Source organism: Pseudomonas sp. St316 (assembly GCF_018325905.1).
Classification (GTDB): Bacteria; Pseudomonadota; Gammaproteobacteria; order Pseudomonadales; family Pseudomonadaceae; genus Aquipseudomonas.
Map to the genome: position 1 here is coordinate 1,194,202 of NZ_AP021901.1, position 21,819 is coordinate 1,216,020.

Here is a 21,819-nt window from a genome sequence, read left to right on the forward strand (position 1 = left end):
TGCGCAAGTGGCGGAAAGTGGCATGAAGTGGGTTTTTTTGAAGGTAAAACGCCAAAAAGTGGAGAAACGCAGACGTGTTTCGCGGAGCTAACGCTATCAGTCTCGATGCAAAAGGCCGTCTCGCCATGCCGAGCCGGTATCGTGACGAGCTCGTTTCGCGAAGTTCGGGGCAGTTAATAGTCACGATCGACGCTGTTGACCCATGTTTGTGTGTTTACCCTCTCGATGAGTGGGAAATCATCGAAACCAAACTGCGCGCACTGCCTTCGCTACGGGAAGAAAACCGCCGCCTGCAACGCTTGCTGATCGGTAATGCCGTCGACCTCGAACTCGATGGCAGCGGTCGTTTCCTGGTTCCACCGCGCCTGCGCGAGTACGCCAAGCTGGACAAGCGCGCGATGCTGGTGGGCCAACTGAACAAGTTCCAGCTGTGGGACGAAGATGCCTGGAATGCGGTTTCTGCCGCCGACCTCGCTGCTATTCAACAACCGGGCGCCATGCCTGATGAACTGCGTGATTTGATCCTGTGACTATTGATAGCGGCTTTAACCACATCACCGTACTGCTTGACGAAGCCGTCGAGGCTCTCGCCGTACGTCCTGATGGCTGCTATCTGGACGGTACGTTCGGGCGTGGCGGACACAGCCGGTTGATTCTCAGCAAGCTCGGTCCGGGTGGCCGGTTGCTGGGATTCGACAAGGATCCTCAAGCGATTGCCACCGGGCAAGCGCTGGCGGCCGAAGACGGCCGCTTTGTCATTGTGCAACGCAGCTTTGCCGAGCTGGCTTCGGAAGTCGCCGAGCGTGGCTTGGCCGGCAAGGTCAGTGGCGTGCTGCTCGACCTGGGCGTGTCTTCGCCACAACTGGACGACCCGGAGCGCGGCTTCAGCTTCCTCAATGACGGCCCGCTGGACATGCGCATGGATCCGTCCCGTGGTATCAGTGCCGCTGAATTCGTCAACACTGCCCCGGTGGAAGAAATCGCCCGTGTCTTCAAGGAATACGGTGAAGAGCGTTTCTCCGGCCGCATGGCCCGCGCCGTGGTCGAGCGACGCGACATCAAGCCCTTCGAGCGCACCGGCGACCTGGCCGAGGTGCTGAAGGTTGCCAACCCAGCTTGGGAAAAGGGCAAGAACCCGGCGACCCGTGCTTTCCAGGGCTTGCGCATCCACGTCAATAACGAGCTGGGCGATCTGGAAGTCGGTCTCGAAGCGGCGCTTGAAGCGCTGGAGATCGGCGGTCGGCTGGTGGTGATCAGCTTCCATTCCCTGGAAGACCGCATCGTCAAGCTGTTCATGCGCAAGCTCACCAAGGGCGAAGCCGATAACCTGCCGCGCAACCTGCCGGTGCGTTTCGAAGCCTTCGTGCCAAAAATCAAGATCCATGGCAAAGCGCAGTTCGCCTCCGAGGCTGAACTCAAGGCCAACCCACGGGCCCGTAGCGCCGTCATGCGTGTCGCGGAGAAGTTGCGGTGAGCAAGCTCTTCGCCAAGCCACTGCCCGGCGGCAGCTTTTTCATGCTGCTGCTGTTTATCGGCGTGCTCGTGTCGGCCATCGCCGTGTCCTATAGCGCGCACTGGAACCGGCAGTTGCTCAATACCCTCTACAACGAACTGAGCGTGCGCGACAAGGCGCAGGCCGAGTGGGGCCGGTTGATCCTGGAGCAGAGCACCTGGACCGCCCATAGCCGTATCGAAGTGTTGGCCACCGAGCAGCTGAAAATGCGCATTCCCGGCGCCGCCGAAGTGCAGATGGTGGCGCCATGATGAAACTCGAGGGGGCGCTGTTCCCGTGGCGGTTTCGTCTGGTCCTGGGCTTGCTCGGGATCATGGTCGCGGCCATTTCGTGGCGCATCATCGACCTGCAGGTCGTCGACCGTGATTTCCTCAAGGGGCAGGGCGATGCTCGCAGCGTGCGTCATATTCCGATCCCGGCTCACCGTGGCTTGATCACCGACCGCAATGGCGAACCCTTGGCCGTGAGTACCCCGGTGACCACCTTGTGGGCCAACGCCAAGGAAATGCAACTGGCCAAGGAAAAATGGCCGGCACTGGCCGCTGCCCTCGGGCAGGATCCCAAGGCCCTGACCGAGCGCCTCGAAGCCCAGGCCAACAAGGAATTCATTTATCTGGTGCGCGGGTTGACCCCCGAACAGGGCCAGAGCGTGCTCGACCTGAAAGTACCGGGCGTCTACGGCATCGAAGAGTTCCGGCGTTTCTACCCGGCCGGTGAAGTCACGGCCCATATGGTCGGGTTTACCGACATTGATGACCGAGGGCGCGAAGGTGTCGAACTGGCCTATGACGAATGGCTGGCCGGGGTCGCCGGCAAGCGCCAGGTCATCAAGGACCGGCGCGGCCGGCTGATCAAGGATGTCCAAGTCACCAAAAACGCCAAGGCCGGCAAGCCCTTGGCGTTGTCCATTGACCTGCGCCTGCAATACCTGGCCAACCGTGAACTGCGCAATGCCATCGTCGAGAACGGTGCCAAGGCCGGCAGCCTGGTGATCATGGATGTGAAGACCGGCGAGATCCTGGCGATGGTCAACCAGCCGACCTACAACCCGAACAACCGTCGCAACCTGCAACCGGCGATGATGCGCAACCGCGCGATGATCGACGTGTTCGAGCCAGGTTCGACCATGAAGGCCGTGTCCATGGCCGCCGCCCTGGAAACCGGGCGCTGGAAACCGAGCGACACCGTCGAGGTTTACCCGGGCACCTTGCAGATCGGCAAGTACACCATTCGTGACGTGTCCAAGACCGAAGGCCCGGTGCTCGACCTGACCGGCATCCTGATCAACTCCAGTAACGTGGGCATGAGCAAGATCGCCTTCGATATCGGCGGCGAGACGATTTATCGCCTGGCCCAGAAAATCGGCCTCGGCCAGGACACCGGCCTGGGCTTCCCGGGCGAGCGTGTCGGCAATCTGCCGAACTACCGTGACTGGCGCAAGGCTGAAACCGCTACGTTGTCCTACGGCTACGGTGTTTCCGTGACGGCGATCCAACTGGTCCACGCGTTCTCCGCATTGGCGAACAACGGGCGTATCGCCCCGCTGACCCTGATCAAGACCGACAAGGCACCGCAGACCACCCAGGTGATCCCGGAGAACGTCGCCAAGACCATGCAGGGCATGCTGCAACAGGTGATCGAGGCGCCGCGGGGCGTTTTCCGCGCTCAGGTACCGGCCTATCACGTAGCTGGCAAGTCGGGTACGGCCCGCAAGACCTCCGTGGGCACCAAGGGCTACGCCGAGAACTCCTACCGTTCGCTGTTTGCCGGTTTCGGCCCGATGAGCGATCCGCGCTACGCCATCGTCGTGGTCATCGATGAACCGAGCAAGGCCGGCTACTTCGGTGGCCTGGTCTCGGCGCCGGTGTTCAGCAAAGTGATGTCCGGCACCCTGCGCCTGATGAACATTACCCCGGACAACCTGCCGCCGACCCAGCAGGCCAATACCGCACCGGTCGTTCCCTTGAAAGCCGAAGGAGGGCGTGGCTGATGTCCCTGAGCCTGAACAAGATTTTTGCCCACGCCGGTCACGATCTGCTGATTCGTGAACTGGCCCTGGACAGCCGCAATGTACGCGCCGGGGACTTGTTCCTGGCGGTGCCAGGTGCTCGTGTCGATGGTCGCGACCATATTGCCGACGCCCTGAAGCGTGGCGCGGCTGCCGTGGCTTATGAAGTGCAAGGCGCGACCGTGCTGCCGATCACCGACATGCCGCTGATTCCGGTCAAGGGCCTGGCGGCGCAGCTGTCGGACATCGCCGGGCGTTTCTATGGCGACCCGAGTCGTCACCTGAACCTGGTGGGCGTGACCGGCACCAACGGCAAGACCAGCGTCACCCAACTGGTGGCCCAGGCCCTCGACCTGCTCGGCCAGCATTGCGGCATTGTCGGCACGTTGGGTAACGGTTTTCATGGCGCCCTGGAAAGTGGCCTGCACACCACGCCGAACCCGATTGCCGTGCAAGCGACCCTGGCGGACCTGAAGAAGGCCGGTGCCAAGGCCGTTGCCATGGAGGTCTCTTCCCACGGTTTGGACCAGGGCCGTGTGACCGCCCTGGCGTTCGATGTCGCGGTGTTGACCAACTTGTCCCGGGATCACCTGGATTACCACGGCACCATGCAGGCCTACGGTGAAGCCAAGGCCAAGCTGTTCGCCTGGAATGATCTGAAGTGCCGGGTCATCAACCTCGATGACGAATTCGGTCGGCAACTGGCTGCCGAAAAGCGCGAGTCGCGGTTGATCACCTACAGCCTGGAAGATGCCAGCGCCTACCTTTATGTACGCCAGGCGCAATTCAATGACGAAGGCGTGCGCGCCACGCTGGTCACGCCCCAGGGCGAACACCATTTGCGCAGCACCTTGCTCGGCCGTTTCAACCTGAGCAACGTATTGGCGGCCATCGGCGCCTTGCTCGGCCTGGACTACGCGCTGGACGAAATTCTCAAGGTCTTGCCGAAGCTCGAGGGCCCGGCCGGTCGCATGCAGCGTTTGGGCGGTGGGACTCAACCACTGGTCGTGGTCGATTACGCCCATACCCCCGACGCGTTGGAAAAAGTTCTCACGGCCCTGCGTCCTCACGCCAAGGGCAAGTTGCTGTGCCTGTTCGGCTGCGGTGGCGATCGTGATCGCGGCAAACGCCCATTGATGGCCGAAGTGGTGGAGCGGCTGGCAGACGGCGTGCTGGTCACCGACGACAACCCTCGGACCGAAGACCCGCAGCGGATTTTCGACGACATCCGCGCCGGCTTTACGGCTGTGGATGACGTCACCTTCGTCGCCGGTCGCGGCCAGGCCATCGCCCAGCTGATCGCCAGTGCCTCGGTGGACGATGTCATCGTCCTGGCCGGCAAGGGGCACGAGGACTATCAGGAAATCAACGGCGAACGCCATGCTTTCTCCGATCTGGTGGAAGCCGATCACGCCCTGACCGCGTGGGAGGTGGCCCATGCTTAAGGCCCTGAAGCTCAGCGAACTGACCAATGCCCTGAACGCGCGCCTCATCGCCGCGGACGCCACCTTCAACGGCGTCAGCATCGATAGTCGGGCGATCGCGCCGGGGCAATTGTTCGTCGCCCTGGCTGGGCCGCGTTTCGATGGTCACGATTACTTGAACGACGTTGCGGGCAAAGGTGCGGTCGCGGCCCTGGTCGAGCGTGAAGTGACCAACAGCACGCTGCCCCAATTGCTGGTCAATGACACCCGCCAGGCCCTGGGCCAGCTCGGTGCGCTGAACCGCGCGGCGTATGGCAACCCGGTTGCGGCCATCACCGGCTCCAGCGGCAAGACCACGGTCAAGGAAATGCTTGCCAGCATCCTGCGTACCCGCGGTCCGGTGCTGGCGACCCGTGGCAACCTGAACAACGACCTCGGCGTGCCACTGACCCTGCTGGAGCTGGCGCCGGAACACAGCGCCGCCGTCATCGAGCTGGGCGCTTCGCGGCTCGGCGAGATTGCCTATACCGTGGGCATGACCAAACCGCATGTGGCGGTGCTCAACAACGCCGGGACTGCCCATGTCGGCGAATTCGGCGGCCCGGAAAAAATCGTCGAGGCCAAGGGCGAGATCATCGAGGGGTTGGATGCCGATGGCGTCGCCGTGCTGAATCTCGACGACAAGGCCTTCGAAATCTGGAAGACCCGGGCGGGCGAGCGCAAGGTGCTGACCTTTGCCCTGAGCAACCTCGCCGCGAATTTCTATGCCAGCGACCTGGACCGCGACGCTCGCGGTTGCCCGGCCTTTAACCTGCACAGCCCGGATGGCGCCGAGCGGGTGCAATTGAACCTGCTCGGCACCCATAACGTTGCCAACGCCCTGGCCGCGGCGGCTGCCGCCCATGCACTGGGCGTGTCCCTGCCGGGCATCGTCGCCGGGTTGAACGCGGTGCAGCCAGTCAAGGGGCGCTCCGTCGCGCAACTGGCCAGCAACGGCATGCGCGTGATCGACGACACCTATAACGCCAACCCGTCGTCCATGTGCGCGGCCGTGGATATCCTCGCCGGTTTCTCCGGCCGTACCGTATTGGTGCTGGGCGATATCGGCGAACTGGGCGAGTGGGCGCAACAGGGGCATCACGACGTCGGTGCCTATGCGCGCGGCAAGGTCGACGCGCTGTATGCGGTCGGCCCGATGATGGCCCATGCGGTCGCTGCGTTTGGCGAGCACGCACGGCATTTCGCCACTCAGGCCGAACTGATCCAGGCCCTGGGCGCCGAGCAGGATCCGAACACCACCTTATTGATCAAGGGCTCACGCAGCGCAGCGATGGAAAACATCGTCGCGGCGCTGTGCGGCGCCTCCACGGAGAAACATTAATGCTGCTGCTGCTAGCGGAGTACCTGCAACAGTTTTACAAAGGCTTCGCGGTCTTCCAGTACCTGACCCTGCGCGGGATCCTGGGTGTGCTGACCGCGCTGTCGTTGTCGCTGTTCCTGGGCCCGTGGATGATCCGCACCCTGCAGAACCTGCAAATCGGCCAGTCGGTCCGTAACGACGGTCCGCAATCGCACCTGTCCAAGTCCGGTACGCCGACCATGGGCGGCGCGCTGATTCTCTCCTCCATTGGCATCAGCACCGTGCTCTGGGCCGACCTGGCGAACCGATATGTCTGGGTCGTGCTGCTGGTGACCTTGCTGTTCGGCGCCATCGGCTGGGTCGACGACTACCGCAAGGTCATCGAGAAGAACTCCCGTGGGCTGCCAAGCCGCTGGAAGTATTTCTGGCAGTCGGTATTCGGCCTCGGCGCGGCGATCTTCCTTTATATGACCGCCGCGTCGCCGGTGGAGACCACCCTGATCCTGCCGATGCTCAAGGACTACAGCATCCCGCTGGGCGCAGGTTTCATCGTGCTGACCTACCTGGTCATCGTCGGTTCGAGCAACGCGGTCAACCTCACCGACGGCCTTGACGGCCTGGCGATCATGCCAACGGTGATGGTGGGCGGTGCGCTGGGGATCTTCTGCTACCTGTCGGGTAACGTGAAGTTCGCCGAATACCTGTTGATTCCCTATGTGCCTGGAGCGGGCGAGCTGATCGTGTTCTGCGGAGCGCTGATTGGTGCCGGCCTGGGTTTCCTGTGGTTCAACACCTACCCGGCGCAAGTCTTCATGGGTGACGTCGGCGCGCTGGCGCTGGGCGCGGCCCTGGGCACCATCGCGGTCATCGTTCGCCAGGAAATCGTCCTGTTCATCATGGGCGGTGTGTTCGTGATGGAAACCCTGTCAGTCGTCATTCAGGTTGCGTCCTTTAAATTGACCGGCCGCCGGGTATTTCGCATGGCGCCGATCCACCACCACTTTGAACTCAAGGGCTGGCCCGAGCCGCGCGTGATCGTCCGTTTCTGGATCATCACCGTGATTTTGGTACTGGTCGGCCTTGCCACCCTGAAGCTGAGGTAGAACGAGTGTCTCTGATCGCTTCTGACCACTTCCGCATCGTTGTCGGCCTCGGCAAGAGCGGCATGTCCCTGGTTCGCTTCCTGGCGAACCGGGGCGTGTCGTTTGCCGTCGCCGATACGCGGGAAAATCCACCTGAGCTGGCCACGCTGCGCCGTGACTATCCGCAGGTGGACGTGCGTTGTGGCGAGCTGGACGTCGAATTCCTGTGCCGCGCCGACGAGCTCTACGTGAGCCCCGGCCTGGCCCTGGCGACTCCGGCCCTGCAGGCGGCCGCTGCCCGTGGCGTCAAATTGTCCGGCGACATCGAGCTGTTCGCGCGCAACGCCAAGGCGCCGATCATCGCCATCAGCGGTTCCAACGCGAAAAGCACCGTCACCACCCTGGTGGGCGAGATGGCGGCAGCAGCCGGCAAGCGCGTCGCCGTGGGCGGCAACCTCGGTACCCCGGCGCTGGACCTGCTCAGTGACGACGTCGAGCTGTACGTGATGGAACTGTCGAGCTTCCAGCTGGAAACCACCGACCACCTGGGCGCCGAAGTGGCGACCGTGCTCAACGTCAGCGAAGACCACATGGACCGCTACAGCGGCCTGCCGGCTTATCACCTGGCCAAGCACCGGATCTTCCGAGGTGCCCGGCAAGTGGTGTTCAACCGCCAGGATGCTCTGACTCGTCCGTTGTTGGGCGAGGGGATGCCGTGCTGGTCCTTCGGCCTGGGCGTGCCGGACTTCAAAGGCTTCGGGCTGCGCGAAGAGAATGGCGAGAAATACCTGGCCTTCGAATTCCAGAACCTGATGCCGGTGCGCGAGCTGAAAATTCGTGGCGCCCACAACCAGGCCAATGCCTTGGCGGCCCTGGCCTTGGGGCATGCGGTCGGCCTGCCGTTCGACGCCATGCTCTCGGCCCTGCGTACGTTTGCCGGTCTTGAACATCGCTGCCAGTGGGTGCGCGACCTCGATGGCGTGGCTTGGTACAACGATTCCAAGGCCACCAACGTCGGTGCCGCACTGGCGGCCATCGAAGGCTTGGGCGCGGACATCGAAGGCAAGCTCGTGCTGATCGCCGGCGGCGACGGCAAGGGCGCCGACTTCAAGGACCTGCGCGACCCGGTGGCGGCCAACTGCCGTGCCGTGGTGCTGATGGGCCGCGACCGCGAATTGATCGCCCAGGCCCTCGGCGATGCCGTGCCGCTGGTTCGCGTTGGTTCGCTGGACGAGGCGGTGCAGCAATGCCGCGCTCTTGCGCAACCGGGCGATGCGGTGCTGTTGTCACCGGCCTGCGCCAGTTTCGACATGTTCAAGAACTATGAAGAGCGCGGGCAGTTGTTCGCCCGGGCCGCGGAGGACTTGGCATGAGCCTGATGAAGATCATCAAGCCGTACCCGTCGCCGCTGATCACCGGGCGCGGTATCGACCTGGATTTCCCGATGCTCGCCGGTTGCCTGGCCTTGCTGGGCCTGGGCCTGGTGATGATCACCTCCGCGTCGTCGGAAGTCGCCGCCGTGCAGTCGGGCAACACGCTTTACCACATGATCCGCCACCTGATTTACCTGGTGATCGGCTTGGGTGCGTGCATCGTCACCATGATGGTGCCGATCGCCACCTGGCAACGCCTGGGCTGGATGATGCTGCTCGGCGCCTTCGGCCTGTTGGTGATGGTGCTGTTGCCGGGGATTGGCCGCGAGGTCAACGGTTCGATGCGCTGGATCGGCTTCAGCTTCTTCAACGTGCAGCCTTCGGAAATTGCCAAGGTCTTCGTGGTGATTTTCCTCGCCGGTTACCTGGTGCGTCGCCAGAAAGAAGTGCGCGAGAGCTGGATGGGCTTTTTCAAGCCGTTCATCGTGTTGCTGCCGATGGCGGGCCTGCTGCTGATGGAGCCGGACTTCGGCGCCACGGTAGTGATGATGGGCGCCGCTGCGGCCATGCTGTTCCTGGGGGGCGTCGGGCTGTTTCGCTTCATCCTGATGGTGGCGCTGGCGGTGGCCGCCGTGACGGTGCTGGTGCAGGCGCAACCGTATCGGATGGCGCGCCTGATTACTTTTACCGACCCGTGGGCCGACCAGTTCGGTTCCGGCTATCAATTGACCCAGGCACTGATCGCCTTCGGTCGCGGCGAATGGCTGGGCGTAGGCCTGGGCAACAGCGTGCAGAAGCAGTTCTACCTGCCGGAAGCCCACACCGACTTCGTGTTCTCGGTGCTGGCCGAAGAGTTGGGGGTGGTCGGCTCCTTGTGCACCGTTGCCTTGTTCGTATTCGTCTGCGTGCGCGGCATGTACATCGGCTTGTGGGCCGAGAAGGCCAAGCAGTTTTTTGCCGCTTATGTGGCGTATGGCTTGTCGTTCCTGTGGATCGGCCAGTTCCTGATCAACATCGGCGTGAACGTCGGTTTGTTGCCGACCAAGGGTTTGACGCTGCCGTTCCTCAGCTACGGCGGCAGTTCCCTGGTGATCTGCTGCGCCTGTCTGGGCCTGTTGCTGCGCATCGAATGGGAGAGTCGAACCCATCTGGGCAGCGAAGAGATGGAATTCCAGGAGAGCGACTTCGCCGAGGAGCCGACTCATGGGCGCTAACGTGCTGATCATGGCGGGCGGTACCGGCGGGCATGTATTCCCGGCGCTGGCCTGTGCCCGGGAGTTCCAGGCGCGCGGCTACACCGTGCACTGGCTGGGCACGCCACGGGGTATCGAGAACGAACTGGTGCCCGGCGCCGGCCTCGAACTGCACCGGATCGACGCCAGCGGCCTGCGGGGCAAGGGCAAGCTGTCGCTGCTCAAGGCACCGCTGATGCTGCTCAAGTCGATCTGGCAGGCGCGGGCGATCATCCGTCGGTTGCGCCCGGTGTGCGTGGTCGGGTTTGGCGGTTATGTGACCGGTCCTGGCGGTGTTGCGGCGAAATTGGCCGGTGTGCCGGTGATCGTTCACGAGCAGAACGCCGTGGCCGGTACCGCCAATCGGTTACTGGTGCCGTTGGCCGCCCGGGTCTGTGAAGCCTTTCCCGACACCTTTACCCTGTCGGGCAGCCGCCGCACCACCGGTAATCCGGTGCGTACCGAGCTGTTTTTCGATACACCGCGCCCGGCCCTGGCTGGACGCAAAGCGCGTTTACTAATCCTGGGCGGAAGCCTGGGGGCAGAACCGTTGAACAAATTGCTGCCCGAAGCCCTGTCCCAGGTCGCCCCCGAACTGCGCCCGGAAGTGTTTCACCAGGCCGGCAAGAACCACGATGAAGTGACCACCGAGCGCTACCGCGCCGCAGGCGTCGAGGCGCAAGTGCAGCCTTTCATCAAAGACATGGCCCAAGCCTATGGCTGGGCCGACCTGGTGGTCTGCCGCGCAGGCGCGCTGACCATCAGTGAACTGGCTGCCGCCGGTCTGCCCTCGATGCTGGTGCCTTTGCCCCACGCCATCGACGATCACCAGACCCGTAACGCCGATTATTTGGCCCGTGAAGGCGCTGCCTTCCTGATGCCGCAAAGAACGACTGGCGCCGCGGATCTTGCCGCCCGCCTGACAGAGGTTTTGATGCAGCCGCAACGACTAGAAGACATGGCCCGCGCCGCCCGCCGCCTGGCCAAACCCGATGCCACGACCCAAGTGGTCGATACCTGCCTGGAGGTGGCCCATGGTTGAGAATCGCAAAGCCATGCCACAACCGGAAATGCGCCGCATCCGCCGCATCCACTTCGTCGGTATCGGCGGCGTGGGCATGTGCGGGATTGCCGAGGTGTTGCTGAACCTGGGTTACCAGGTCTCGGGTTCCGACCTGAAGGCGTCCCCGGTTACCGAGCGCCTGGAGTCGTTCGGCGCGCAGATCTTTATCGGCCACCGTGCCGAGAACGCCGCCAATGCCGACGTGCTGGTGGTTTCCAGCGCTGTTAACACGTCCAACCCGGAAGTCGCCACCGCCCTGGAACGCCGTATCCCGGTGGTACCACGGGCCGAGATGCTGGCTGAGCTGATGCGCTATCGCCACGGCATCGCCGTCGCCGGTACCCACGGCAAGACCACCACCACCAGCCTGATCGCCTCGGTGTTCGCGGCCGGTGGCCTGGACCCGACTTTCGTGATCGGCGGTCGTCTGAATGCCGCAGGCACCAATGCCCAGTTGGGCACCAGCCGCTACCTGATCGCCGAAGCTGACGAAAGCGATGCGAGTTTCCTGCACCTGCAACCGCTGGTGGCCGTGGTGACCAACATCGACGCCGACCACATGGCGACCTACGACGGTGACTTCAACAAACTGAAGAAAACCTTCGTCGAGTTCCTGCACAACCTACCGTTCTACGGTTTGGCGGTGGTGTGCCTGGACGACCCGGTGGTGCGCGAAATCCTGCCTCTGATCAAACGTCCGACCGTGACCTACGGGTTTGGCGAAGAAGCCGACGTGCGTGCCATCAATGTGCGCCAGCAGGGCATGCAAACGTTCTTCACCGTGCTGCGCCCGGACCGTGAGCCGCTGGATGTCTCGGTGAACATGCCGGGCAACCACAACGTACTCAACTCACTGGCCACCATTTGCATCGCCACCGATGAAGGCGTCAGCGATGAAGCCATCGTCCAGGGCCTGTCCGGGTTCCAGGGCGTGGGCCGGCGCTTCCAGGTCTACGGCGAACTGCCGGTGGATGGCGGCAATGTGATGCTGGTGGACGACTATGGCCACCACCCGACCGAAGTCGCGGCGGTGATCAAGGCCGTGCGCGGTGGCTGGCCGGAACGGCGCCTGGTGATGGTCTACCAGCCGCACCGCTACAGCCGCACCCGCGACCTGTACGACGACTTCGTCCAGGTGCTGGCCGACGCCAACGTGCTGCTGTTGATGGAAGTCTACCCGGCCGGTGAAGAGCCGATTCCGGGGGCTGACAGCCGCCAGCTGTGCCACAGCATTCGCCAACGCGGCCAGTTGGACCCGATCTACATCGAACGCGGCGTGGACCTCGCGCCGTTGGTCAAGCCGCTGCTGCGCGCCGGCGACATCCTGCTGTGCCAGGGCGCCGGTGACATCGGTGGCCTGGCCCCGAAACTGTTGAAAAGTCCGTTATTCGCCGGTGCCATCGTGGCCTCCAGCGAGGGGAAACTGAAATGACTGCTGCCTACGCCAACCTGGTCTCGACCCTTGACCCGACAGCCTTCGGCCGCGTTGCCGTGCTGTTCGGCGGCAAGAGCGCCGAGCGCGAGGTGTCCCTCAAGTCCGGCAATGCTGTGCTGCAAGCCCTGCAAAGCGCCGGTGTCGACGCGTTCGGCATCGACGTGGGCGACGATTTCCTGCAGCGCCTGCTGAGCGAAAAGATCGACCGCGCGTTCATCATCCTGCACGGTCGCGGTGGTGAAGACGGCAGCATGCAAGGCCTGCTCGAATGCCTGGGCATTCCCTACACCGGCAGCGGCATCCTGGCTTCCGCCCTGGCGATGGACAAGCTGCGCACCAAGCAGGTCTGGCACAGCCTTGGTATTCCAACGCCGCGTCACGCCGTGCTGGCGTCCGAGGCCGACTGTATTTCGGCGGCCACGGAACTGGGCTTCCCTTTGATCGTCAAACCGGCCCATGAAGGTTCAAGTATCGGCATGGCGAAAGTGAATTCGCTGCCTGAGTTGACCGTGGCATGGAAAGACGCCAGTTCCTACGATTCGCAAGTGTTGGTCGAGCAATGGATCACCGGTCCCGAGTTCACCATCGCCACCCTGCGTGACCAGGTGTTGCCCCCGATTGCGCTGGGCACGCCCCACACGTTCTACGACTACGACGCCAAGTACGTCGCCAACGATACCCAGTACCGCATTCCCTGCGGGCTGGACGCCGCCAAGGAAAAAGAACTGATGGACCTCACGGCCAAGGCCTGTGAGGCGCTGGGTATTGCCGGTTGGGGTCGGGCAGACGTGATGCAGGACGCCGATGGGCAGTTCTGGTTCCTGGAAGTCAACACCGCGCCTGGCATGACCGATCACAGCCTGGTGCCGATGGCTGCTCGCGCCGCCGGTCTGGATTTCCAGCAACTGGTGCTGTCGATCCTGGCCGCCAGCATCGGCCATCAAGAGCCAAGAGGTTAAGCCATGCAAGGCGCATCGCTTCGTCATCAGCCATCCGCACCCGCTCGCAAGCCGGTGCCGCGGGGTGCCAGCCGAATGGTGGCTAAAGAGCCGATGTCGGCGCGCTTGCCGAAAGCCAATTTTGGTTTTCTCAAGAGCTTGTTCTGGCCGGTGCTGCTGGTGGTGTTGGGATTCGGTACGTATGAAGGCGCACAACGGTTGCTGCCTTATGCCGACCGGCCGATCGCCCGCATCAACGTCCAGGGCGACCTGAGCTACATCAGCCAGCAGGCCGTGCAGCAGCGGATTGCCCCGTTCGTCGCGTCGAGTTTCTTCACCATCGACCTGGCGGGCATGCGCACGGAGTTGGAACAGATGCCTTGGATCGCCCACGCCGAAGTCCGGCGGGTGTGGCCTGACCAGGTGTCGATCCGCCTGGAAGAGCAATTGCCGGTGGCCCGTTGGGGCGACGAGTCGTTGTTGAACAACCAGGGCCAGGCGTTTACGCCGCGGGAACTGGCCAACTATGAACATTTGCCACAACTGTTCGGTCCACAACGGGCCCAGCAGCAAGTCATGCAGCAATACCAGGTGTTGAGCCAGATGTTGCGGCCATTGGGCTTCTCCATCGCGCGCCTGGAATTGCGTGAGCGCGGCAGTTGGTTCCTGACCACTGGCGCGGGCAGCTCGGGGCCGGGCATCGAGCTGTTGCTCGGGCGCGGGAACCTGGTGGAAAAGATGCGCCGTTTTATTGCCATCTATGACAAGACGCTCAAAGAACAGATTACGAACATTGCGCGCATCGATCTGCGCTACGCCAACGGCCTGGCTGTTGGCTGGCGGGAACCTGTAGCGCCGACGACGGCCGAACCCGCCGTCGCGAAGAATTAAGAAGAGGCAGGACCCATGGCAAACGTGCAAAGCGGAAAAATGATCGTCGGTCTTGATATCGGCACTTCCAAGGTGGTGGCGCTGGTAGGCGAAGTCGCGGACGACGGCACGCTGGTCATCGTCGGGATCGGTACACACCCGTCCCGCGGCTTGAAAAAAGGCGTGGTGGTGAACATCGAGTCCACCGTGCAATCGATCCAGCGCGCCATCGAAGAGGCGCAACTGATGGCCGGTTGCCGGATCCATTCGGCGTTCGTCGGCGTGGCGGGCAATCACATCCGCAGCCTGAACTCCCACGGCATCGTGGCGATTCGTGATCGCGAAGTCAGCTCCGCCGACCTTGAGCGCGTACTCGACGCGGCCCAGGCCGTGGCGATCCCGGCCGACCAGCGTGTGCTGCACACCCTGCCGCAGGATTACGTGATCGATAACCAGGAAGGCGTGCGTGAGCCCCTGGGCATGTCCGGCGTGCGCCTGGAAGCCAAGGTCCACGTGGTGACCTGTGCGGTGAACGCGGCCCAGAACATCGAGAAATGCGTGCGCCGCTGCGGTCTGGAAATCGACGACATCATCCTCGAGCAACTGGCCTCGGCCTACTCGGTGCTGACCGACGACGAGAAAGAGCTGGGCGTGTGCCTGGTGGACATCGGCGGCGGCACCACCGACATCGCGATCTTCACCGAAGGCGCCATCCGCCACACGGCCGTGATCCCGATTGCCGGTGACCAGGTGACCAACGACATCGCTATGGCGTTGCGCACCCCGACCCAGTATGCCGAGGAAATCAAGATCCGCTACGCCTGCGCTTTGGCGAAACTGGCCGGTGCCGGTGAAACCATCAAGGTGCCGAGCGTCGGCGACCGTCCACCGCGCGAACTGTCCCGCCAGGCCCTGGCCGAAGTGGTCGAGCCTCGCTACGACGAGCTGTTCACGCTGATCCAGGCCGAACTGCGTCGCAGTGGCTACGAAGACCTGATCCCGGCTGGCATCGTGCTGACCGGCGGTACGTCGAAGATGGAAGGCGCAGTCGAGCTTGCCGAAGAAATTTTCCACATGCCGGTGCGCCTGGGCGTGCCCCATGGCGTCAAGGGCCTGGATGACGTGGTCCGCAACCCGATCTATTCCACCGGCGTGGGCCTGTTGATGTACGGCCTGCAGAAGCAGTCCGACGGGATCTCGTTCTCAGGGATAGGCAGCCGCGACAGCTACAGCAGCGACGAGCCCAAGGCACCGCTGTTCGAGCGGCTCCAGGCGTGGGTCAAAGGCAATTTTTAAACGGTTTTAAAGCTTCACGCGGCAAGTTTCAGGCTTGGCGCTGGAAGACGCAGCAAACGCAGTAGGCGAAAAAAACTAGAGAATGTTAAGGAGAGGGAAAATGTTTGAACTCGTAGACAACATCCCCGCTAGCCCGGTTATCAAAGTAATCGGTGTCGGCGGTGGCGGCGGCAACGCTGTCAACCACATGGTCAAGAGCAACATTGAAGGCGTTGAATTCATCTGCGCCAACACTGATGCCCAGGCACTGAAATCCATCGGTGCGCGGACCATCCTGCAATTGGGCACTGGCGTGACCAAAGGCCTGGGCGCGGGCGCCAACCCTGAGGTCGGTCGTCAGGCCGCTCTCGAAGACCGTGAGCGCATCGCTGAAGTCCTGCAAGGCACCAACATGGTGTTCATCACCACGGGCATGGGCGGCGGCACCGGTACCGGTGCGGCGCCAATCATCGCTGAAGTGGCCAAGGAAATGGGGATCCTCACCGTTGCGGTGGTGACTCGTCCGTTCCCTTTCGAAGGCCGCAAGCGTATGCAGATCGCCGACGAAGGTATTCGTCTGCTGTCTGAAAGCGTCGACTCGTTGATCACCATTCCCAACGAGAAGCTGCTGACCATCCTGGGTAAAGACGCGAGCCTCTTGTCGGCTTTCGCCAAGGCTGACGACGTACTGGCCGGTGCCGTTCGCGGTATCTCCGACATCATCAAGCGTCCAGGCATGATCAACGTCGACTTTGCCGACGTACGGACTGTCATGAGCGAAATGGGCATGGCGATGATGGGCACTGGCTGCGCCAGCGGTCCGAACCGTGCACGCGAGGCCACCGAAGCGGCCATCCGCAACCCGTTGCTCGAAGACGTGAACCTGCAAGGTGCACGTGGCATCCTGGTGAACATCACCGCCGGTCCTGACCTGTCCCTGGGTGAGTACTCCGACGTGGGTAGCATCATCGAAGCCTTCGCTTCCGAGCACGCGATGGTCAAGGTCGGTACCGTTATCGATCCGGACATGCGCGACGAGTTGCACGTTACCGTGGTTGCCACGGGTCTGGGCGCGAAAATCGAGAAGCCTGTGAAGGTCATCGACAACACCGTTCACACTTCCATGGCTTCGCAACCGCAACAACAAGTGGCTTCGCGTCAGGAAGCACCTGCGGTGAACTACCGTGACCTGGACCGTCCGACCGTCATGCGCAACCAGGCCCAGGCCGGTACTGCGACTGCCGCGAAGATGAATCCGCAAGACGATCTGGATTACCTGGACATCCCAGCCTTCCTGCGTCGTCAGGCCGATTGATGAAATGTATCAGGGGGATACGGGTGATTGGTGTTCAGCAAAGGTCTGGTCTGCTATCATCGCCAGCCTTTGTTGATACCAGTTCGCAATTTGCGCTGAAGCGGCCCATGCCATGATTAAACAACGCACCCTGAAGAATATTATCCGTGCCACAGGCGTCGGCTTGCACTCCGGCGAGAAGGTCTACCTGACCCTCAAGCCCGCGCCTGTCGATACTGGCATTGTGTTTTGTCGTGCCGACCTCGACCCTGTGGTGCAGATTCCTGCACGCGCGGAAAACGTTGGTGAAACCACGATGTCGACCACATTGGTCAACGGTGACACCAAAGTGGACACGGTGGAGCATTTGCTCTCGGCCATGGCTGGCCTGGGCATCGATAACGCCTACGTCGAGCTCTCCGCGTCCGAAGTCCCGATCATGGATGGCAGTGCCGGACCCTTCGTATTCCTGATTCAATCGGCTGGCCTGGAAGAGCAGGACGCGGCCAAGAAGTTCATCCGCATCCTGCGGGAAGTGACTGTGGAAGATGGCGACAAGCGCGCCACTTTTGTCCCTTTCGAAGGATTCAAGGTGAGTTTCGAGATCGATTTCGATCACCCGGTTTTCCGTGACCGCACCCAGAGTGCAAGCGTGGATTTTTCCAGTACTTCGTTCGTAAAAGAAGTCAGCCGCGCCCGTACCTTTGGTTTCATGAGTGACATCGAGTACCTGCGCAAGCACAACCTCGCACTCGGCGGCAGTGTTGAAAACGCGATCGTGGTCGATTCCGATGGTGTATTGAACGAAGACGGCCTTCGTTATGAAGACGAATTCGTCAAGCACAAGATCCTCGATGCAATCGGCGACCTCTACCTGCTGGGCAATAGCCTGATTGGTGAGTTCAAGGGCTTCAAGTCCGGCCACGCACTGAACAACCAGCTGCTGCGCAAGTTGATTGAGCAGAAAGATGCTTGGGAAGTCGTGACGTTCGAAGACGCCAGCACCGCGCCAATCTCTTACATGCGCCCTGTAGCGGCCGTGTAAGCAAAAAACCTCTCTAGTTTTTTAAGGGCTGCCTTTGGGTAGCCTTTTTTTATGGCTGGTCATTTATCTGGGGGAGTGTCTGTGGCGACCGCTTTTGTGGCGAGGGGATTTATCCCCTAGCCACAGGGGGGCGGTCCTGTGGCGGTTTTTTACATGGCGCAGACGACGCGGTTGCGTCCGCTGGCCTTGGCTTGGTACAGCGCCTTGTCCGCGGCGAACAACAGTTGTTGAAGCTCGCCATACGGTCCGTTTACCCAAGTGGCGATGCCGATACTCACCGTCATCGGCGCTTCACCCTCGGTCACCGGTGGCAGCTGTTCCACCGCCTCGCGGATGTGCTGGGCCATGGTGAACGCGCCAGCCGTGGTGGTTTCCGGCAGCACCACCGAGAATTCCTCGCCCCCGTAGCGTGCCGCCAGGTCGGCGGGGCGACGAACATGTTTGCCGATCAACTGTGCCAAGGCTCGCAAGGCATCATCACCGCGTTGATGGCCATGGCGATCATTGAATGCCTTGAAGTGATCGGCATCGATCATCAGCACAGACAAAGGTTGCCCCGAACGTTGGGCGCGCAGCCATTCCTGTTGCAACGTCTCGTCCAGAGTCCGCCGGTTGGCCAGTCCTGTAAGGGAGTCGACGGATGCCAGTTGGGCCAATTCCCGTTCAGCTCTGTAGCGGCGTCGCAATTCGCGGCGCAGCAGCCAGGTGAGCCAGAGCAAACCGATGCACAGTGCGCCAGTGGCGCCACTGACCAGCAATGCCGTGCGTTGCCATGACGCGAACACCTCTTGAGAGGAGAGCGCCACCACGACGATTAACGGCAGGCTGCCCACCTGGGAAAAGGTGTACAGGCGCTGCGTCTGGTCGACACTGGAAATGCTGGTAAAACTGCCGTTACCTTCGCGCAGAATGCGTACGAAGTTCGGTCGCTTGCTGAAATCCTTGCCAATCATGTCGTCGGCCAGAGGCGGTTCCTGGGCCAACACAATCCCATCGCGGCTGACCAGGTTGACCGTACCCCCATGACCGATGTTCAGACTCTTGAACAATTGGTTGAAGTAGTTGAGGCGCATCGCGGCCTCGGCCACGCCCATGAATTCGCCTCGTTCGTCGCTCAGTCGATAGCTGAAACTGATGCTCCATTCCTGTGCATGACTTCTGGAGCGGAATGGACGGCTGATCATCATGCTCGGGCTTGGATCCTGGACATGGGACTGGAAATACTCCCGATCGGCATAGTTGCCTTTGCGCGGCGTGATAGAGGCGGAGTCAGCGATCACATCGCCGTGTTTGTCCAGCAGCAGGATGTCGCCTTTGTAGGGGGCGGCGGTGGCCCGGTCGAACAGCGCCAAATGGCGAATCGCCGGCGATATGTCTTTCAGGTCTTCGCGTTTGGCTGCGCTGACCAAACCTTGCAGCGACAGATCGTAGAGCTCCGCGTTACGCAGCACATCGGCGTCAATCAGTTGCACGATATTGGTCGCCGCACGCGTCGCTTCCTGTTGTGCGGCGGCATGTTCGCGAATCAACAGGAACGTCACGATGCTCAGGATCGCAATGACAACCAGCGAGCTGGCCAGTACGAGTACCCGTTCCGAACGTATCGAAGGCGGGGTGTTGCCGGGTGTCGCACTGCGCGCGCTCATGGGGCCGATGTCTGCATTGTCATGTGGCTGGGATCCGTCCCAAAGGATTGCAAACCGGCAATGAACCAGATGCTGGCCTTTTGCTGATTGTGCTTGGATCGGTGAGGGCGGGCAATCAGTGTTTGCGCAATAAATGGGTAGGAGCTGCCGGAGGCTGCGGTCAGTCGATTTTGACCGAGTTGGCTTTCGCCCAGCATTCAGTGCAGGAAAAGATCGAACCTTTATGGCTGTCTCAGGCTGGCAAGCGGATCCCGAACGTGTTGGTGCCCTGGTCGCTGAGCACAAATACATCGCCACCGTGCATCAGTGCGATCGCCTTGACGATGGCCAGCCCCAGCCCATGGTTGGCGCCACTGTTGCTGCGCGAGGCATCGACGCGATAGAAGCGTTCGAACAGGCGCGGCAGGTGCTCGCCGGCAATCGGTTCTCCGGGGTTGGTGACCGCGAGCGTGATCTGGTCGCCAAGGGCTTCGATGTGCACGTCGATCACTTGCCCTGGGGCGGTGTGCTGTACGGCGTTGCTCAGCAGGTTGATCAGCGCCCGACGCAGGTGGGCGATCTCGATGTTGGCCTGGGCATCGCCGCTGACCCGGACCTGGACCTGGGCGTCTTCGAGAATGAAGTCCAGGTAGTCGAGGGTGGTCGCTACTTCGCCGGCCAGGGAGGTGCTGGTCAGTTTGGTGGCCTTGCTGCCCTGGTCGGCGCTGGCCAGGAACAGCATGTCGTTGATGATCGAGCGCAGCCGCTCCAACTCCTCGAGATTCGATTGCAGTACTTCGAAGTAGTGTTCGGCCGAGCGCCCCCGGGTCAGTGCCACTTGGGTCTGGCCGATCAGGTTGGTCAGGGGCGAGCGTAATTCATGGGCGACGTCGGCATTGAACGATTCCAGCCGCGAGTAAGCCTGTTCGACCCGGTCGAGGGTGGCGTTGAAGGAACTGACGAACTGGCTCAGCTCCGGCGGCAAGGGTGATAGCTGCAAGCGCCCGGACAGGCGGGGCGGGGCCAGGCGCAGGGCTTCATCGGACAGCTTGATCAGCGGCTTGAGGCCGATGCGCGCGACCCAGTAGCCGAGCAACGAAGCCAGGAGCACGCCGATAATCGCCAGGCTCACCAGCGCCACCAACAGGCGATGCTGGGTCTGGTAGAAGGTCTCGGTGTCGATGCCAATCATGAAGCGCAGCGGTGGGCGTTGGTCCTTGGCCGGAAACTGGCTCACCAGCACTTTCATCGGATACGGCCGGTGGGGCAGTTTCAAGTCGCGCTTGCCCAGCGGGCCCTCGGCGAAGGCACGGATCTGCGCATCAGGGGCGCCGTATTCAAAGCGTGGGTCGCCGCTGACGATCCAGAACTGGATGCGTTTGTCTTCTTCCCCCAACAGCCGCAGCTTGTTATTGATCTTCACCCAGTGTTCGGGGGTGCCATAGCGCCCGACCGTCGATTCCAGCACGCTGTAGCGCGCATCGAGTTCGGCTTCCGGCAACAGGCCCAGGCCCTTCGCAACTTGCTGGTACAGCGCACCGCCGATCAACAGGAACACCAACGCGGCCACCAGCGTGAACATTGCGCTCAGGCGCAGGGCGAGACTGTTACTCACTGCGGCTCTCCAGCACGTAGCCCATGCCGCGAATCGTGTGCAGCAGCTTCTGCTCGAACGGTCCATCGAGCTTGGCTCGCAAGCGTTTGATCGCCACTTCCACCACGTTCGCGTCACTGTCGAAGTTGATGTCCCAGACCATTTCGGCAATGGCGGTTTTCGAGAGGATTTCACCCTGGCGGCGAGCCAGCACACTGAGCAGGGAGAACTCCTTGGCCGTCAGGTCCAGGCGCTGGCCGGCGCGTGTGGCCTTGCGGCTGATCAGGTCGATCCACAGGTCGGCGATGCTCACCTGCACCGGTTCATGGCCGCCGCTGCGACGCGTCAGGGCTTGCAGGCGGGCTACCAGTTCGAGGAAGGAGAAGGGCTTGCCCAGGTAGTCATCGGCGCCGTCGCGCAAGCCCTTGATGCGATCCTCGACCCGTTCCCGGGCGGTGAGCATGATCACCGGTGTCTGCTTGCGGGCGCGCAGGGCCCGCAGTACGCCGAAGCCGTCCAGGCCCGGCAGCATCACGTCGAGCACGATCACCGCGTAGTCGGTTTCCAGGGCCAGGTGCAGCCCCTCGATGCCGTCCGGCGCCACGTCCACGGTATAGCCCTGTTCGGTCAGGCCACGGTGCAGGTAGTCCGCGGTTTTTTCTTCGTCTTCGATAATCAGAACGCGCAT

19 protein-coding genes are annotated in these 21,819 nt (G+C 62.2%); 16 read left to right on the plus strand and 3 right to left on the minus strand.

The window, feature by feature from the left end; all coding sequences use genetic code 11:
- Positions 1-74 precede the first annotated feature (74 nt).
- The 16 genes from mraZ (at position 75) to lpxC (ending at position 17,912) form a co-directional block, all read left to right on the plus strand.
- The gene (gene mraZ / locus KI237_RS05305; protein WP_003205355.1) at positions 75-530 is read left to right on the plus strand and encodes a division/cell wall cluster transcriptional repressor MraZ; all 456 of its coding nucleotides are present in this window, start codon (positions 75-77) and stop codon (positions 528-530) included.
- Entirely contained in the window at positions 527-1,474 is a 948-nt protein-coding gene (gene rsmH / locus KI237_RS05310) for a 16S rRNA (cytosine(1402)-N(4))-methyltransferase RsmH (protein ID WP_003205354.1), read from the plus strand. The genes mraZ and rsmH overlap by 4 nt, the downstream gene beginning before the upstream one ends.
- Positions 1,471-1,764 carry a cell division protein FtsL gene (gene ftsL / locus KI237_RS05315; RefSeq protein ID WP_003178214.1) on the plus strand — a complete coding sequence of 98 codons (294 nt, stop codon included), beginning with the start codon at positions 1,471-1,473 and terminating at the stop codon, positions 1,762-1,764. Before rsmH ends, ftsL begins: the two co-directional genes overlap by 4 nt.
- Positions 1,764-3,503: a peptidoglycan D,D-transpeptidase FtsI family protein gene (locus KI237_RS05320; protein ID WP_212800557.1), complete on the plus strand. Its 1,740-nt coding sequence runs from the start codon at positions 1,764-1,766 to the stop codon at positions 3,501-3,503. The genes ftsL and KI237_RS05320 overlap by 1 nt, the downstream gene beginning before the upstream one ends.
- Complete coding sequence (locus KI237_RS05325; RefSeq protein WP_212799086.1) at positions 3,503-4,966, plus strand: UDP-N-acetylmuramoyl-L-alanyl-D-glutamate--2,6-diaminopimelate ligase; 1,464 nt, start codon at positions 3,503-3,505, stop codon at positions 4,964-4,966. The genes KI237_RS05320 and KI237_RS05325 overlap by 1 nt, the downstream gene beginning before the upstream one ends.
- Entirely contained in the window at positions 4,959-6,326 is a 1,368-nt protein-coding gene (locus KI237_RS05330; RefSeq protein WP_212799087.1) for a UDP-N-acetylmuramoyl-tripeptide--D-alanyl-D-alanine ligase, read from the plus strand. The genes KI237_RS05325 and KI237_RS05330 overlap by 8 nt, the downstream gene beginning before the upstream one ends.
- On the plus strand, positions 6,326-7,408 hold the full coding sequence (gene mraY / locus KI237_RS05335) for a phospho-N-acetylmuramoyl-pentapeptide-transferase (RefSeq protein WP_212799088.1): 1,083 nt from the start codon (positions 6,326-6,328) through the stop codon (positions 7,406-7,408). The genes KI237_RS05330 and mraY overlap by 1 nt, the downstream gene beginning before the upstream one ends.
- A gap of 5 nt (positions 7,409-7,413) precedes the next feature.
- Positions 7,414-8,760 (plus strand): UDP-N-acetylmuramoyl-L-alanine--D-glutamate ligase, encoded by a 1,347-nt coding sequence (murD, locus tag KI237_RS05340; protein WP_212799089.1) that lies wholly within the window; start codon positions 7,414-7,416, stop codon positions 8,758-8,760.
- Positions 8,757-9,974, plus strand: a complete 1,218-nt coding sequence (gene ftsW, locus KI237_RS05345; protein WP_502937077.1) for a putative lipid II flippase FtsW — start codon at positions 8,757-8,759, stop codon at positions 9,972-9,974. Before murD ends, ftsW begins: the two co-directional genes overlap by 4 nt.
- On the plus strand, positions 9,964-11,034 hold the full coding sequence (murG, locus tag KI237_RS05350) for an undecaprenyldiphospho-muramoylpentapeptide beta-N-acetylglucosaminyltransferase (protein ID WP_212799090.1): 1,071 nt from the start codon (positions 9,964-9,966) through the stop codon (positions 11,032-11,034). The genes ftsW and murG overlap by 11 nt, the downstream gene beginning before the upstream one ends.
- Entirely contained in the window at positions 11,027-12,487 is a 1,461-nt protein-coding gene (gene murC, locus KI237_RS05355) for a UDP-N-acetylmuramate--L-alanine ligase (protein ID WP_135847086.1), read from the plus strand. Before murG ends, murC begins: the two co-directional genes overlap by 8 nt.
- Entirely contained in the window at positions 12,484-13,449 is a 966-nt protein-coding gene (locus tag KI237_RS05360) for a D-alanine--D-alanine ligase (protein ID WP_212799091.1), read from the plus strand. Before murC ends, KI237_RS05360 begins: the two co-directional genes overlap by 4 nt.
- Before the next feature lie 3 nt (positions 13,450-13,452).
- The gene (locus KI237_RS05365; RefSeq protein ID WP_212799092.1) at positions 13,453-14,319 is read left to right on the plus strand and encodes a cell division protein FtsQ/DivIB; all 867 of its coding nucleotides are present in this window, start codon (positions 13,453-13,455) and stop codon (positions 14,317-14,319) included.
- A gap of 15 nt (positions 14,320-14,334) precedes the next feature.
- Positions 14,335-15,594: a cell division protein FtsA gene (ftsA, locus tag KI237_RS05370; RefSeq protein WP_003205342.1), complete on the plus strand. Its 1,260-nt coding sequence runs from the start codon at positions 14,335-14,337 to the stop codon at positions 15,592-15,594.
- Positions 15,595-15,694: 100 nt separating this feature from the next.
- Positions 15,695-16,888, plus strand: a complete 1,194-nt coding sequence (gene ftsZ, locus KI237_RS05375; RefSeq protein WP_003205341.1) for a cell division protein FtsZ — start codon at positions 15,695-15,697, stop codon at positions 16,886-16,888.
- A 112-nt stretch (positions 16,889-17,000) separates the two neighbouring features.
- Entirely contained in the window at positions 17,001-17,912 is a 912-nt protein-coding gene (gene lpxC, locus KI237_RS05380) for a UDP-3-O-acyl-N-acetylglucosamine deacetylase (protein ID WP_030139673.1), read from the plus strand.
- 149 nt (positions 17,913-18,061) lie between these two features.
- Here the strand turns inward: lpxC and KI237_RS05385 are convergent, their stop codons facing one another.
- The 3 genes from KI237_RS05385 to KI237_RS05395 all read right to left on the minus strand — a co-directional run bounded on the left by KI237_RS05385 (position 18,062) and on the right by KI237_RS05395 (position 21,819).
- Positions 18,062-19,558 carry a sensor domain-containing diguanylate cyclase gene (locus KI237_RS05385; RefSeq protein ID WP_212799093.1) on the minus strand — a complete coding sequence of 499 codons (1,497 nt, stop codon included), beginning with the start codon at positions 19,556-19,558 and terminating at the stop codon, positions 18,062-18,064.
- A gap of 232 nt (positions 19,559-19,790) precedes the next feature.
- Entirely contained in the window at positions 19,791-21,152 is a 1,362-nt protein-coding gene (locus KI237_RS05390) for a heavy metal sensor histidine kinase (protein ID WP_283246291.1), read from the minus strand.
- Entirely contained in the window at positions 21,145-21,819 is a 675-nt protein-coding gene (locus KI237_RS05395) for a heavy metal response regulator transcription factor (protein WP_135847079.1), read from the minus strand. Before KI237_RS05395 ends, KI237_RS05390 begins: the two co-directional genes overlap by 8 nt.